The 13,835-nt window shown below is 60.8% G+C and carries 15 protein-coding genes; all 15 read left to right on the top strand.

The window, feature by feature from the left end:
- Window positions 1-17 precede the first annotated feature (17 nt).
- Entirely contained in the window at window positions 18-803 is a 786-nt protein-coding gene (locus GXM19_RS07210; protein WP_006235692.1) for an amino acid ABC transporter ATP-binding protein, read from the top strand.
- Window positions 804-875: 72 nt separating this feature from the next.
- Window positions 876-2,291: a M20/M25/M40 family metallo-hydrolase gene (locus GXM19_RS07205; protein ID WP_006235694.1), complete on the top strand. Its 1,416-nt coding sequence runs from the start codon at window positions 876-878 to the stop codon at window positions 2,289-2,291.
- A gap of 245 nt (window positions 2,292-2,536) precedes the next feature.
- Window positions 2,537-3,604: a peptide chain release factor 1 gene (prfA, locus tag GXM19_RS07200; protein ID WP_006235697.1), complete on the top strand. Its 1,068-nt coding sequence runs from the start codon at window positions 2,537-2,539 to the stop codon at window positions 3,602-3,604.
- Between the two features lie 595 nt (window positions 3,605-4,199).
- Window positions 4,200-5,456 (top strand): N5-glutamine methyltransferase family protein, encoded by a 1,257-nt coding sequence (locus GXM19_RS07195; RefSeq protein ID WP_006235699.1) that lies wholly within the window; start codon window positions 4,200-4,202, stop codon window positions 5,454-5,456.
- Window positions 5,457-5,531: 75 nt separating this feature from the next.
- Window positions 5,532-5,927, top strand: coding sequence for a type II toxin-antitoxin system RelE/ParE family toxin (locus GXM19_RS07190; protein WP_040359593.1), 396 nt, complete (start codon window positions 5,532-5,534; stop codon window positions 5,925-5,927).
- Window positions 5,914-6,216 (top strand): helix-turn-helix domain-containing protein, encoded by a 303-nt coding sequence (locus tag GXM19_RS07185; RefSeq protein WP_006235701.1) that lies wholly within the window; start codon window positions 5,914-5,916, stop codon window positions 6,214-6,216. Before GXM19_RS07190 ends, GXM19_RS07185 begins: the two co-directional genes overlap by 14 nt.
- Window positions 6,217-6,365: 149 nt before the next feature.
- On the top strand, window positions 6,366-7,109 hold the full coding sequence (locus GXM19_RS07180) for an L-threonylcarbamoyladenylate synthase (RefSeq protein WP_006235702.1): 744 nt from the start codon (window positions 6,366-6,368) through the stop codon (window positions 7,107-7,109).
- 13 nt (window positions 7,110-7,122) lie between these two features.
- Entirely contained in the window at window positions 7,123-8,664 is a 1,542-nt protein-coding gene (glpK, locus tag GXM19_RS07175; protein WP_006235703.1) for a glycerol kinase GlpK, read from the top strand.
- Window positions 8,665-8,786: 122 nt separating this feature from the next.
- Window positions 8,787-9,434: a uracil phosphoribosyltransferase gene (gene upp, locus GXM19_RS07170; protein WP_040359658.1), complete on the top strand. Its 648-nt coding sequence runs from the start codon at window positions 8,787-8,789 to the stop codon at window positions 9,432-9,434.
- 280 nt (window positions 9,435-9,714) lie between these two features.
- A complete protein-coding gene (locus GXM19_RS07165; RefSeq protein WP_035138788.1) occupies window positions 9,715-10,026 on the top strand; it encodes a hypothetical protein in 312 nt (103 codons plus the stop codon).
- Window positions 10,027-10,029: 3 nt separating this feature from the next.
- Window positions 10,030-10,833: a F0F1 ATP synthase subunit A gene (gene atpB / locus GXM19_RS07160; protein WP_022094263.1), complete on the top strand. Its 804-nt coding sequence runs from the start codon at window positions 10,030-10,032 to the stop codon at window positions 10,831-10,833.
- A gap of 124 nt (window positions 10,834-10,957) precedes the next feature.
- Window positions 10,958-11,152 carry an ATP synthase subunit c family protein gene (locus GXM19_RS07155; RefSeq protein WP_022094262.1) on the top strand — a complete coding sequence of 65 codons (195 nt, stop codon included), beginning with the start codon at window positions 10,958-10,960 and terminating at the stop codon, window positions 11,150-11,152.
- A gap of 15 nt (window positions 11,153-11,167) precedes the next feature.
- On the top strand, window positions 11,168-11,770 hold the full coding sequence (atpF, locus tag GXM19_RS07150) for a F0F1 ATP synthase subunit B (RefSeq protein WP_006235712.1): 603 nt from the start codon (window positions 11,168-11,170) through the stop codon (window positions 11,768-11,770).
- Window positions 11,760-12,236, top strand: coding sequence for a F0F1 ATP synthase subunit delta (locus GXM19_RS07145; protein WP_006235713.1), 477 nt, complete (start codon window positions 11,760-11,762; stop codon window positions 12,234-12,236). Before atpF ends, GXM19_RS07145 begins: the two co-directional genes overlap by 11 nt.
- Window positions 12,236-13,834, top strand: a complete 1,599-nt coding sequence (gene atpA / locus GXM19_RS07140) for a F0F1 ATP synthase subunit alpha (protein WP_006235714.1) — start codon at window positions 12,236-12,238, stop codon at window positions 13,832-13,834. Before GXM19_RS07145 ends, atpA begins: the two co-directional genes overlap by 1 nt.
- The last annotated feature ends 1 nt before the right edge of the window (window position 13,835 follow it).

Below are 13,835 nucleotides of genomic sequence, written 5' to 3'. Positions count from 1 at the left end.
AGACGAGGAGAATCATCATGGCAGATATCGCCACTACCGGCACCGCGGCCGCCGCACAGACCAATGAGCCGCTTATCCGCGTCGAGGGCCTGCGCAAGAGCTTCGGCTCGCTCGAGGTGCTCAAGGGCATCGACCTGTCCGTTAACCCCGGCGAGGTCGTCACCATTATCGGCGCTTCGGGCTCGGGCAAGTCGACCTTCCTGCGCTGTCTCAACCTGCTCGAGACCCCGGACGCGGGCCACATCTGGTTCCACGGCCAGGACCTTACGGCCGAGCGCTGCAACATCAACAAGCTGCGCGAGGACATCGGCATGGTGTTCCAGGGCTTCAACCTGTTCAACAACATGGACGTGCTCGACAACTGCACGCTCGCGCCCGTCACGCTCAAAAAGATGAGCAAGGCCGAGGCCGAGAAGGTCGCGATGGAGCATCTGACGAGCGTGGGGCTCGAAAAGTTCGCGCACGCCGCCGTGGGTCGCCTGTCCGGTGGTCAAAAACAGCGCGTGGCCATCGCTCGTGCCCTATGCATGAATCCGCAGATCATGCTGTTCGACGAGCCGACCTCCGCACTCGACCCCGAGATCGTGGGCGAGGTGCTCGAGGTCATGCGCAAGCTCGCTGCCGACGGCATGACCATGGTCGTCGTCACGCACGAGATGGCCTTTGCCCGCACGGTGTCCGACCGCGTGGTCTTTATGGACAAGGGCGTGGTGCTCGAGGACGCCGCGCCGGCCGAGCTCTTCGGTAACCCCAAACACCAGCGCACTCGCGAGTTCCTCTCTCGCTATCTCGAGGACAAATAACCGACCGCAAACGCTTGCGTTGCAGGGCCGCTCCCGTGGGGCGGCCTTTGTCGTCATAATCGAAAGGATGTCATGGCCGAGGTTTGGCGCTTCTTTGCGCATGAGGACGATTTTGCCGATATAGACGAGGCCGGCGCGTGCGAGCGCTTGGGCCGTGTGCTGTCGTTTCCGACCATCTCGAGCATGGATGCCGAGGCGGTGGACTGGCGGCCCTTCGACGACCTGCGTGCTTATATGCAGCAGGCCTGGCCGCACGTATTTGCGGCGGGCGAGGTCGAGCTTATCGACCATTCGCTATTGGTGACGCTTGGCGGTTCCGACTCTGCCCTCAAGCCCATTATGCTCATGGGCCACATGGACGTGGTTCCCGTGGTACCCGGCACCGAGGCTGACTGGACGCATGCTCCCTTTAGTGGCCACGTGGACGACACCTACATCTGGGGCCGCGGCGCGATCGACATGAAGGACCAGGTCGTAGGCATTCTCGAGGCTGTCGAGTATGCGCTGGCGCACGGTTGGCAGCACGAGCGCACGCTGCTCCTGGCCTTTGGTCAGGACGAGGAGACTACGCAGTACGGCGCAGGCGCCATCGGCCGCGCGCTCGAGGAACGCGGCATTGAACTTGAATACCTGATCGACGAGGGTGACTACCGTATTGTTTCGGCTGCCGAGTACGGCGCAGGCGAGGGCTGGCTCATGCACGCCGACCTGGCTGAGAAAGGCTACGCCGATATCGTGCTCAAGACAAAGAGCGCGGGTGGACATTCCTCCAACCCCTACGGCGGCACGTCGCTCGAGGTGCTCAGCCGTGCCATCACCGCAATCTGCGATATCGAGTGGCCGACGCGCGTGACCGACTTGCTTGCCGCCCAGCTCGTCGAGTTGGGGCTCTACACGGCCGATGAAATTGCCGCAAACGGGGATGCTATTGTCCGCGATTGCCTCGCCAGCAAGAAGCTCTATCCGCTGGTGACGACCACCTGCGCGCCCACGCAGATCGAGGGTGGCAGCACCGGCGCCAACGTAATGCCGCAGGATATGTGGGCCAACATCAACTTCCGCATGCTCGAGGGCACGAGCGTGGCCGACGTTGTGGCGCGCTGCCGTGAGGCGGTTGCCGGGGCGGACCTTGCCGGTCGTGTCGAAGTGGAGCTAGGCCCCGGCAGCTCCGAACCCTCGCCGTCCCCGCGCATCGGTGGTCCCGGCCTCGAGGCGGTTCGCTCCATCGCTGCCCGCTATTTCCGTGATCCAAAGGAGACGGAGGAAAATGGATCATTCGAGCCAGTGGCAATTGTGCCCTCGACCGTGATCGGTGCGACCGACGCTGCCAACTACCAGCACATTTGCCCTGAGTGCATTCGCTTCTCGGCCTTTGTGGTTGATGACGACGAGTGTGATCGCGGCGTCCACGGCACCAACGAGCGCATCACCCGCCGCGCCTACCTCCAAGGCATCCGCTTCCTCGTCGCTCTGCTTCAGGCGCTCTAGCCAAAAAGAAAGCTCTTGGTGCAATGGGGTCAGGTTTGTTTGCACTAATCCGTGCGGGTTATATGCAGGTTTGCCTGCGCACGCTATCATGTATGGGTTAGACCGCAACTATGTACCCCATACGCGAAGGGATGCGCATGTATCTGAAGATCGACATGTTCTAGCCGGGCTTACCCCCGCAGTGGCGCCGCGCGCCCCATCAACTCTGCCGATTTTCACCTTCACGCATATAAAGGAGTCCCGCCATGCGCGACAAGCTCGAAAAGATCATCAAGGCCTACGAGGAGCTCGAGAAGAAGCTCTCCGACCCGGCCGTCGCCTCCGATATTAAGGAGTTCACGCGTCTCAACAAGGAGTACGCGCACCAGTCCGACCTCATCGCCGCCTCGCGCGAGTACATCGGCGCACTCGATGACATCGAGGCCGCCAAGGAAATGCTCCGCGACACGACCGACGCGGACGAGAAGGAGATGCTCCAGATGGACATCTCCGAGAACGAGGAGAAGCTTCCCCAGCTCGAGGAAGATATCAAGTACATGCTCATCCCGAGCGACCCCAACGACGACAAGAATACCATCGTCGAGATCCGCTCCGCCGCCGGTGGCGACGAGGCGGCCATCTTTGCCGGCGATCTGTACAAGATGTACCAGCGCTTCTGCGAGTCGCGCGGCTGGAAGACCACCGTGCTCGACTCCAGCCCCAGCGAGGCCGGCGGCTTTAAGTCCATCGAGTTCAAGGTCGAGGGCGACCGCGTCTACTCCGTTATGAAGTTCGAGTCCGGCGTGCACCGTGTCCAGCGCGTCCCCAAGACCGAGTCCCAGGGCCGCATCCAGACCTCCACGGCAACCGTCGCCGTGCTTCCCGAGGCCGAGGAGATCGACGTTCAGATCAACCAGTCCGACCTGCGCATCGACACCTACTGCGCCTCCGGCCCTGGCGGTCAGTGCGTTAACACCACCTACTCCGCCGTGCGTATCACCCACCTGCCCACCAACACCGTGGTGCAGTCGCAAGAGCAGCGTTCCCAGATCCAGAACCGCGAGGTCTGCATGCAGATGCTGCGTGCCCGTCTGTACGAGATGGAACTCGAGAAGCAGCAGGCCGAGCTCGGCGCCGAGCGCCAGAGCCAGATTGGCCACGGCAACCGTTCCGAGAAGATCCGTACGTACAACCAGCCCCAGGACCGCGTGACCGATCACCGTATCGGTTTTAACTCCACCTACAACGGCGTCCTTCTGGGCGATCAGCTCGGCACTGTCATCGAGGCACTTGCCGCCGCCGAGCGAGCCGAGAAGCTGGCACAGGCTGTGTAGGTTACGCGGTTTTACCAAACCGCGTAACGGCTCGACGCTGCAAACGCCCCTAAGCGGCAATCTGACGTTCAATCGTCGGTCGCGTACCGAAGTACGCTTCCCTCCTCTTTCACGTCACCTTGCTCGCTTAGGGGCGTTTTCGCTGGCTTATGCTCAACCTGCGGTGTCTTAGAGGTAGCCATTGGGGACGTTCTTAAATGACTAGGTTGGACACATTGCTTTGAGGTGTTATTCAATCGGTTTTGATGGCCTTTAGGCTGTTTGCCTGCTTAAAGTAATTAATGGTATGCGTCTGCAATTGAAAATATTGCTCGAAAAATCGTCCAAGAAGTCGTGGGGCCCTTTTTGACGCGTTGCGTGTCAAGCGATGTGGCAAGTTGTTGGTTAGATATTGGTCAGTTTTGGGGCAACCTTGCCAAAAGCTTGACGGATGCAGATTTAGACGTCGACGAATGAACACTTCGATTGCGATTCAAGCAAAATTCTGGGCTGATTCTCGATAATCGCTTCCAATCGTCCCTTGCCGCGCGCCACCCTCGCGTACAATCTGCTCCGACATTCGTGCGCCGCCCGGCGCTTAAGAGGGGAGGACCCCATGGCAAACGAGATCTGGACCATCAAGCGTTGTCTCGAGTGGACCAAGGAGTACCTGGCCGAGCGCGGCGAGGAGCATCCCCGTCTTTCTGCCGAGTGGCTGCTGTGCGCGGCCACGGGCCTGGCGCGTATCGACTTGTATATGCGCATGGACGAGACGCTCGACGCAGCGCAGCTCGAGACCATGCATGCGGCCGTCGTTCGTCGCGCCAAAGGCGAACCGCTGCAGTACATCACCGGTAGCACGCAGTTTCGCATGATCGACGTCGCGTGCGCCCCCGGCGTGCTCATTCCGCGTCCCGAGACCGAGATGCTCGTCGAGGAAGTTCTGAACTATCTGGATGCCGAGGTGCTGAGCCCCGAGGCCGCCGCCCGTCAGCGTGTTGAGCTGCCTTGGAACGATGAGGTCGAGGAGGCACGCAAGGCCGAGGCCGCGCTGGCCGACGAGCGCACGACCGCCGAGCGTCGTGCCGCCAACCTGACGGCCGCCGATGAGGCTGCGCTGGGTAGCGACGTGCTCGGTAGCCGCGCCTATGCCGAGGAACTGGCCGACCGCGAGGCTGAGGAAGCCGCGCAGGCAGCAGAAGCCGAAGCCGCGGAAACCCCCGAGCCCGAGCTCGACGAATACGGCATCGCCATTGAGGACAACGACCAACAGGCGACTCCCGCGCAAGATGCCGCCGAGGCCAACGCACCTGCCCCAGCCGAGCCCCGCACTGCCCGCATTCTCGAGGTCGGCTGCGGCACGGGCTGTATCTCGCTCTCCCTTGCCTGGGAGCGCCGCGGCCACGTTGCCTGCACCGCCACCGATATCGAGCCGCGCGCCATCGACCTTGCTACCAAAAACCGCGATGCGCTTGGCCTCACGTCCGGCGAGGTCGCCTTTAGCCTCACCAACCTGGTGAGCTCCATTCCCCACGACGAGTGGGGCACCTTTGACGTACTCGTCTCCAACCCGCCCTACATCCCCACCGATGTCATGCGCTCGCTGCCGCACGAGGTCAAGGACTTTGAGCCCGATCTGGCGCTCGAGGGCGGTGCCGACGGCCTCGATATCTTCCGCCGCCTGCTCAACGCGGCGCCCTACATGTTGCGCGCCGGCGGCCTCTTTGCCTGCGAGCTCTACGAGGGCGCGCTCGACGCCGCGGCCGAGCTCTGCCGTCAAGCGGGTCTGTCGGACGTGCGCATCGTCCACGACCTCACCAATCGCCCCCGCATCGTCCGAGCCATCGTCACCGAGCCCAAGCAGCGTAATTAAGCTGAACTAATAGACATTTGCTCAAGTTTGCTCTTGCAATATACCGTAAAACTTCTACTATAGAAGGAGAAAGGTATGTCAAATCGGCTGCATCGGTACCGTATCGTGCTTGATTACATTGAACCTTGGCTTGATGAGCAGGATGAAGCTACGCTGAAGCAGATTTATGCAGACCTTTTGGTGCTCGAAAAGGAAGGTCCCAGCCTTGGTCGTCCACTGGTTGACCGTGTCAAGGGCTCGAAGCTTCATCATTTAAAGGAGCTGAGAGTGACTTCATGTGGTGGGCAGGTGATCCGCATCCTCTTCGCCTTTGACCCCAAGCGCCAGGCGGTATTGCTATTGGCGGGTGATAAGTCGCGAGCGGGATCGTCAAGGGCAAAATGGAACGGCTGGTATGCGATCAACATTCCAAAGGCCGAGCAAATATACCGTCGCCACGTAAGGAGGCTCGATCGAGATGGAACTGCATGAGTATATGGAATCTCGCGGGATAACACGCGACTCCATTACCGCCGAGCAGGAGAGGACTCGCGATCGTATCGAAGCCTATAAGCTTGCTCAGATTCGCAGGCTAAAAGATCTAACACAGGCGTCGGTCGCCCAGTCGATGGGCGTTTCTCAAAAACGTGTATCCGAGCTCGAGCGCGGCGAGCTGGGTTCGATGAGGCTTGACACGCTGAGCAGGTACGCAGAGAGCCTCGGCGGAAAACTGGTTGCAAGCATCGAGTTTCCCGATCGTACCGTTACGCTTGCGCGCTAAAAATCTTCAATTAACCCCCCTCACTTTCACCGACTACTAGAGCCGCTCACCAAACCAACATGCGCTCTGGGCAAATAGGTTGAACGTTTCGTGCGAGAATGCCCCACAGTAAACAAACTTGCACCAGAGCGTAAGGGGCTGGCATACACATGCAGACGGTCTATCGGGTATACGAGGGAGCGCGCGAGCCGCACCGGCTTGCAGTCGAGCGCACGGCCGAGCTACTCGGTCGCGGCGGCCTGGCGCTTATTCCAACCGAGACGGTCTACGGTGTCGCCGTGGCGGTCAACGCCTTCTCGGATGCCGTTCCACAAGATACAAGTGAACCTCTGCCGTGGCCGCGCGATCCGCAGGCCACCGTCAACGGCGCCGCGGTCCCCGCACTCGGTACCGGCTATCGTCGTATCTTTACTCTCAAGCAGCGCGAGCTCACCCAAACGGTTGCCTGGCTGGTCGATGATGCCGAAGCACTCGACCGCTATGGCGTGGATATCCCTAATGAGGCCCGCGTGCTCGCCCGACGATGCTGGCCGGGCGCCCTGACTATCGTGGTCAAGGCGGCCCCCTGCGTGCCGACCTTTATGCGCGCCGCCGACGACACGGTGGCACTTCGCGCTTCGGCCTCGCCCGTGGTGCAAGCGCTCATCCGCGCCTGCGGCAGCCCTCTTGCCTGCACGAGCGCCAACACACACGGCGCGCCCTCGCCGGCAAGCTTTGCCGCCGTCGAAGGTCGCATCCTGGAGGGGGTCGATGTTGCCGTCGACGCCGGCGAGACCCCGTGTCGCGACGCCTCGACCATCGTGTCGTTCCAGCACGGCGGGCTCCAGATCCTGCGCCAAGGCGCACTTCCCGCATCAGAGATCGAACGGGTCCTGTCCGACCCGATGCAATAGAAAGGTGTAAGCGATGTCGTTGAATCTGGGCAGCCTGGGCATGGAAGATGCCTCGTTTAACTTTGGCGGTTCCTACATCATGGCGTTCGACTGCGGCACCACCTCGGTACTTGCAACCATCGTCGACGAGTACGGCTGCATCGTCGCGCAGGCACGTCGTGGCGTCAAAACCAGCTTCCCGCGTCCCGGTTGGATAGAGCAAGACCCCATGGAGGTGCTTGCCAGCCAGATCGGCGTGATGATGGAGGTCCAGTTTAAGAGCGGCATCCATTCTGACCGCATCGCCGCCATCGGTATCTCCAACCAGCGCGAGACCACGGTGGTGTGGGACCGCATAAGCGGCCAACCCATCTATAACGCCATCGTGTGGCAATGCCGTCGCACCGCACCTCTGATCGACGAGCTGGTCGAGCGGGGCGCAGAAGAGCTGGTGCGCTCCCGCACGGGACTCACGCTCGATCCGTATTTCTCGGCTTCCAAGGTGCAGTGGATCCTCGACAACGTCGACGGTGCGCGTGAGAGCGCGGCGGCGGGCGACCTCATGTTCGGCACCATCGACACCTGGCTCATCTACAACCTCACCGGCAGTCAGGTCTTTGCCACCGACTACACCAATGCCAGCCGCACGGCGCTCTTTAATATCCATACGCTCGATTGGGACGACGACCTGCTGGCGCTCTTTGACGTTCCACGTTCCATGATGCCCGAGGTTCGTTGGAGCTCGGGCGACTACGGCCGCGTCGCGAGCGACATCATGACCAACATGCCGCCCATCATGGGCGTGGCGGGCGATCAGCAGGCGTCGCTGTTCGGCCACTGCTGCTTCCATCCCGGCCAGACCAAAAACACCTATGGCACGGGTTGCTTTATGCTCATGAACACCGGCGACGAGGTCGTCGAATCCAAGAACGGTCTGGTCTCCACGATCGGTGTCGCCGCGGACGGCAAGATCAGCTATGCGCTCGAGGGTTCTATCTTTGCCGCCGGCTCAACCATGAACTGGCTGCGCAACAACATGGGCATCATCTCGAGTGTGAGCGAGTCGGCACAACTCGCCGCTTCGATTAGCGACAACGAGGGCTGCTACTTCGTTCCCGCCTTTGCGGGTTTGGGTGCTCCCTGGTGGGACCCGCATGCCCGCGGTATCGTGTGCGGTCTGACCGGCGCCTCGAGCCGTGCGACCATCGTACGTGCCGCCTGCGAATCCATGGCATATCAGAGCTACGACGTGCTGCGCGCCATGGAGCAGGACGTGGGGCTTTCGATTGAGCGCCTGTCTGTCGATGGCGGTGCCTCGCGCAACGAGTTCATCATGCAATTCCAGGCTGACCTGCTGGATATCCCCGTGCTGCAATGCGAGACGGTGGAGACCACGGCAATCGGTGCCGCGTACTTGGCGGGTCTTGCCGTCGGCTATTGGGAAGACCTTGAAGAGCTGGAGCAAAATGCCCAGATCGTTAGGACCTTCCTTCCCTATATGTCCGCCGAGCGTCGCGAGCAAAACCTTGCGGGCTGGCGTGATGCAGTCAAGCGCTCGCTCAGTACCGCACAGTAGGGCTGCGATGGGCTGCTCGATACAACAAGCCGCTAAACTTATGCATGGCGTGCGGCGGCAACATTGCTGCGCGCCTTGTCAGCAAGGCCGTTTTGCGCCGCAACGAAAGGGGCAATCAACCCATGACCGTCACCTACGATGCGTCCCGTGTGACGCTTGTCGATCATCCGCTCGTCCAGCACAAGCTGTCGATCCTGCGCGACAAAAACACCGGCACCAACCAGTTCCGCCAGCTTGTGCGCGAGCTTGCACTTTTTGACGGCTACGAGGCCATGCGCGACCTGCCCATGGAAGACGTCGAAGTCGAGACCCCCATCACCACCGCAACGTTTAAGCAGCTTGCCGGCAAGAAACTCGCCATCGTGCCCATCCTGCGTGCGGGCCTTGGCATGGTCGACGGCATCCTCGACCTGGTGCCCTCCGCTCGCGTGGGCCACATCGGTATGGAACGCGACGAGGTCACCCACGAGCCGCATGAGTATTACTGCAAGATGCCTAAGGATATCGACCAGCGCATCTGCCTGGTTGTCGACCCCATGCTCGCCACGGGCGGTTCGGCTGAGATGGCCATCAGCTACCTGCGCGAGCGCGGTGTCAAGGATATCCGCATGCTGTGCATCGTCGCCGCGCCCGAGGGCCTCAAGTCACTGACCGAAAAGGACCCCGACGTACATATTTATACGTGCGCCATCGACGACCATCTCAACGAGGCCGCCTACATCGTTCCCGGCCTGGGCGACGCCGGCGACCGCATCTACGGCACGCTCTAGTCGCTGGGCTAAGACGGCCGCGGCTGCAAATACGAAGAAACGGTGCGCGCGGTCGAACAAAAGGCGACCGCGCGCACTCCTGTTAACGGACGTTTTGCGCTGAGGGGTTCGAAAAAACGTATTACCGTACCTGCGGCATAAAGAAGGCCTTAAGAAAACGTACAGGTGCGTATTAACCGTTTGTTTTACGGTTGTACTTTAGCGATTGGCTCGTACAATAGTCACCAATGTTTGGCGGGAACTGTTCTGTGAGGCGTTAAAAAGGAAAGTGAGGACGCCAGTGTTTCAGATAGCCGATCTGCTCGCTATCGTTGCAGGCGCCATCGCGGGCGCAATTGCCTTCCTTCCCTTTGTCTTTACGCTCAAGCCGGTTCTTGACGATAAACAGAATGCGGACATGCTCAAGGGTATGGTGAGTCTCGCGGTCTCGGCAATCGCGTTGCTTGTCTTTACCTTGGTTGTGTTTGTGTTGTTCGGAGAGGCATTTCGCATGTTCCTCCTGGGCGAGGCGATCGGCTTCGTGGCCTTTATGGCCGCCTGCGCGGTTCGCGTCGCCAAGGCGCTGCGAGATCCTCATGAGGTCGAAAGGTAAGTCGTGGAAATTTTTGAAAAGCTGCCTGATGAGATTAATCATCTGGTCAGCGAGTTCAGCTCCACCCCTGTCGTGGGCGATCTGAGCTGCGGCATCACGCAGTACTCGTTTTGGCTGATCGTCTCCACGATCGTGCTCCTGATCGTCCTGGCCGTGTTCAAGAAGAAGCAGACCCTGGTTCCCAAGGGCTTCTTCGTCAACGGTTTCGAGTACATCATCGAGTACGTCGAGAACGATATCGGCAAGGGCGTCGTGGGTGAGAACTGGAAGAAGCACTTCCCGTTCCTGTGCTCGCTTTTCCTGTTCATCCTGATCAACAACATGATCGGCCTGATTCCGGGAATGAAGCCCGGCACCGGCGCAATCGGCTCCACCGCCGCGCTCGCCATCTTCGCCTTCGTGTACTTCATCTACTACGGATGCAAGGCTCACGGCGTGATCGGCTACATCAAGAGCCTCGCTCCGCAGGGCGTGAGCTTCCCGATGAACGTGCTCGTGTGGGTCGTCGAGCTTTTCTCGACCTTCCTGCGCCTCATCACGCTTGCCGTCCGTTTGTTCTGCAACATGTTCGCAGGACACGTGGTCATGGGCTCGTTCGCCATCATGGCGAGCATGTTCATGCAGCCGCTGCTTCAGCAGGTTTCCGCGGCCCACGCCGTCGGCGCCCTGCCTTCGCTGGCCTGGCTTGCCATCCTCATCCTGATCTATGCGATCGAGCTTGTGGTCGGCGCCATCCAGGCTTACGTCTTCACGGTCCTTACCGCCGTGTATGTCTCCGAGGCAGAGGAGGTCGCGGAGGAGGAGTAGTCTTCCGTTCGCGCCTTAAAGGTAAGGCAATTCGTTAAACCGCCGGTGCCCGTACCCATGGAGCCCGGCAGTTATAAAAAGGTTATCCTGCGTGAAATAAGACACGCACGACAAAGGAGGAATCGTGGGAGTTATCGGTTACGGTCTCGGTGTTATCGGCGCTGGTCTTGCTATCGGCCTGTCTGCTCTGGGTGCTACGGGTGCTATGGCCCGTCAGCCTGAGGTCCAGGGCCGCGTGTTCACCGTCTTCATCATGGGCTCCGCTTTCGGCGAGGCTCTGGCTCTGATCGGCTTCGTTGTCGCGCTGATCGTTAAATAGCACGGAGCGTCAAGTATGAATCTTTCATCCCAGAAGAGCGCGATCGCACTCTCCGCGTCCGCGGCCGCGCTGCTCATGCCGGTTTCCGCGTTCGCCGAGGACGGCGCCGCCGGTGCGGACATCCTCATCCCTAAGATGGCGGAGTTCATCCCGGCGCTTATCGCCTTCCTGATTATCTGGATCGTGCTGGCCAAGGTCGCCCTGCCGGGCATCATGAAAACCATGGAGGAGCGCGGCAAGAAGATCGAGGAGAGCCTCGACGAGGCCGAGAAGACCAAGCAGGAGGCTATCGCCAAGCGCGCTGAGTCCGACTCGATCGTCACCGACGCCCGTCGTCAGGCTGCCGACATCGTTCTCGAGGCCCGTAAGGACGCCGAGTCCGAGCGTGCCCGTATCATCGAGGCTGCTCACAAGGAGGCCGAGGAGATCATCGCCAAGGCCCATACGACCGTCGAGGACGAGCGCAAGTCCATCTACGCCGGTGCCGCGAGCTCCATCGCCGACCTGTCCGTTGCCGTCGCCACCAAGATCGTGGGCGAGGCACTCGAGGACGATGCCGAGCAGAAGAAGCTCATCGAGCGCTACATCCAGGAAGCAGGTAGCCTGAATGCCGACTAGCCGCTATCAGGACAAGGTGCTCGAGACCTACGCGCGTTCCCTTTTGGAAGCCGCCAAGGCCGAGAACCATGTGTTCGAGGACCTCGAGATGATCGAGCGCTTGGCTTCTGCCAGCCCCGAGATCATCGCCGTGCTCGACACCATGTCCAAGCGCGACCAGCTCGACCTTCTTCCCAAGGTGGCAGCTGCCTTTAAGTATGTTGCCGAGGAAGACGAGGATGTAGTGGGCGTGACCGTCACCACGGCGATCCCGCTCGACGACGAGCTGCGTCAAACCATCACTAAGAAATGCGAGCAGGACTTCGGCCGCAAGGTATTCCTTATCGAGCAGGTCGACCCGTCTATCGTGGGCGGCCTGGTGCTCGAGGCCCGCGGCGAGCGTCGTGACATTTCCGTCAAGACGCAGCTGCGCATCGCGCAGGAGACCCTCGCAAACTCTGCTAATTCGTACGGAGGTGAAGCCTAATGTCCGAAACCCTCAATGCCCAGGATATCGCCAAGAAACTGCAGGAGCAGCTCACGAGCCTCTCCGCGACGGTCGATACGCATGAGGTTTCAACGGTCGACGAGGTAGGCGACGGCATCGCGCGCGTCTCCGGCCTCAAGAGCGCCATGGCAGGCGAGCTTCTGGAGTTCAAGAGCTCCGATACCGGTGAGACCGTCTTCGGCCTTGCCCAGAACCTTGACCGTGACGAGGTCGGCGCCGTTCTGTTCGGTGCCGTCGACTCCATCAAGGAAGGCGACGAGTGCCGCACCACTGGCCGCGTTATGGATATCCCCGTGAGCCGTGCCATGCTCGGCCGCGTCGTCAATCCGCTCGGCCAGCCCATCGACGGCCTGGGCGACATCGTCGCTACGCACCGTCGCCCCATCGAGTTCAAGGCTCCCGGCGTCATCGATCGTACCCCGGTGTGCGAGCCGGTTCAGACCGGTCTGCTCGCTATCGACTCCATGGTGCCTATCGGCCGCGGTCAGCGTGAGCTCATCATCGGCGACCGTAAGACCGGTAAGACCGCCATCGCCATCGACGCTATCCTCAATCAGCGCGGCAAGGGCATGGTCTGCATCTATGTTGCCATCGGCCAGAAGGCCTCCACGGTTGCCAACATCCGCGAGACCCTCGCTCAGCACGGTGCGCTCGACTACACCATCATCGTTTCGGCCACTGCTGCCGATTCCGCCCCTATGCAGTACATCGCGCCTATGGCCGGTGCCGCTATCGGCGAGTTCTTTATGTACAACGGCGAGGACGGCAAGCCCGCCAGCGAGACCAACCCCGGCGGCCACGTGCTCGTCATCTACGACGACCTGTCCAAGCAGGCTGTGGCCTACCGTCAGATGTCGCTGACGCTGCATCGTCCGCCCGGACGCGAGGCCTATCCTGGCGACATCTTCTACCTGCACTCTCGTCTGCTCGAGCGTGCCGTCAAGATGTCCAAGAAGAACGGTTACGGCTCCATGACGGCTCTGCCGATCATCGAGACTCAGGACGGCGACGTCTCGGCCTACATTCCGACCAACGTCATTTCCATTACCGATGGTCAGATCTACCTGCAGTCCGAGCTCTTCTTCCAGGGCCAGCGCCCGGCAGTCGACGTGGGCATTTCCGTGTCCCGCGTCGGTGGCGACGCGCAGACCAAGGCTATGAAGCAGGTCGCCGGCAACCTCCGTCTGGACCTCGCTTCGTACCAGGAGCTCGCCGGCTTTACGCAGTTCGGCTCCGACCTCGACGAGGCTACTCAGAAGCAGCTGACCCATGGTGCCCGCATGACCGAGCTCCTGAAGCAGCCGCGTTACAAGCCGTTTGAGGTTGGCGAGCAGATCGTTACGCTGTTCGCTGGCAACGAGGGCTTCCTGGATGACCTGGAGATCGCCGACGTGCTGCCTTTCCGTGCCGAGCTCATCGAGTACATGGACAATGGCTTTGGCTCGCTGCTCGACAAGGTTCGCGCCAAGAAGATCGATGATGACACCAAGGCTGAGCTCTTGCGCGTCATCGGCGACTTCAAGCAGCAGTTCATGGCCAAGCACCATTCGGATGTTTCTGGATCAGAGGAGAACTAAG

The sequence above is a fragment of the Collinsella aerofaciens ATCC 25986 genome (assembly GCF_010509075.1).
Taxonomy (GTDB): domain Bacteria; phylum Actinomycetota; class Coriobacteriia; order Coriobacteriales; family Coriobacteriaceae; genus Collinsella; species Collinsella aerofaciens.
This window is presented reverse-complemented; position numbering and strand designations above follow the sequence as displayed.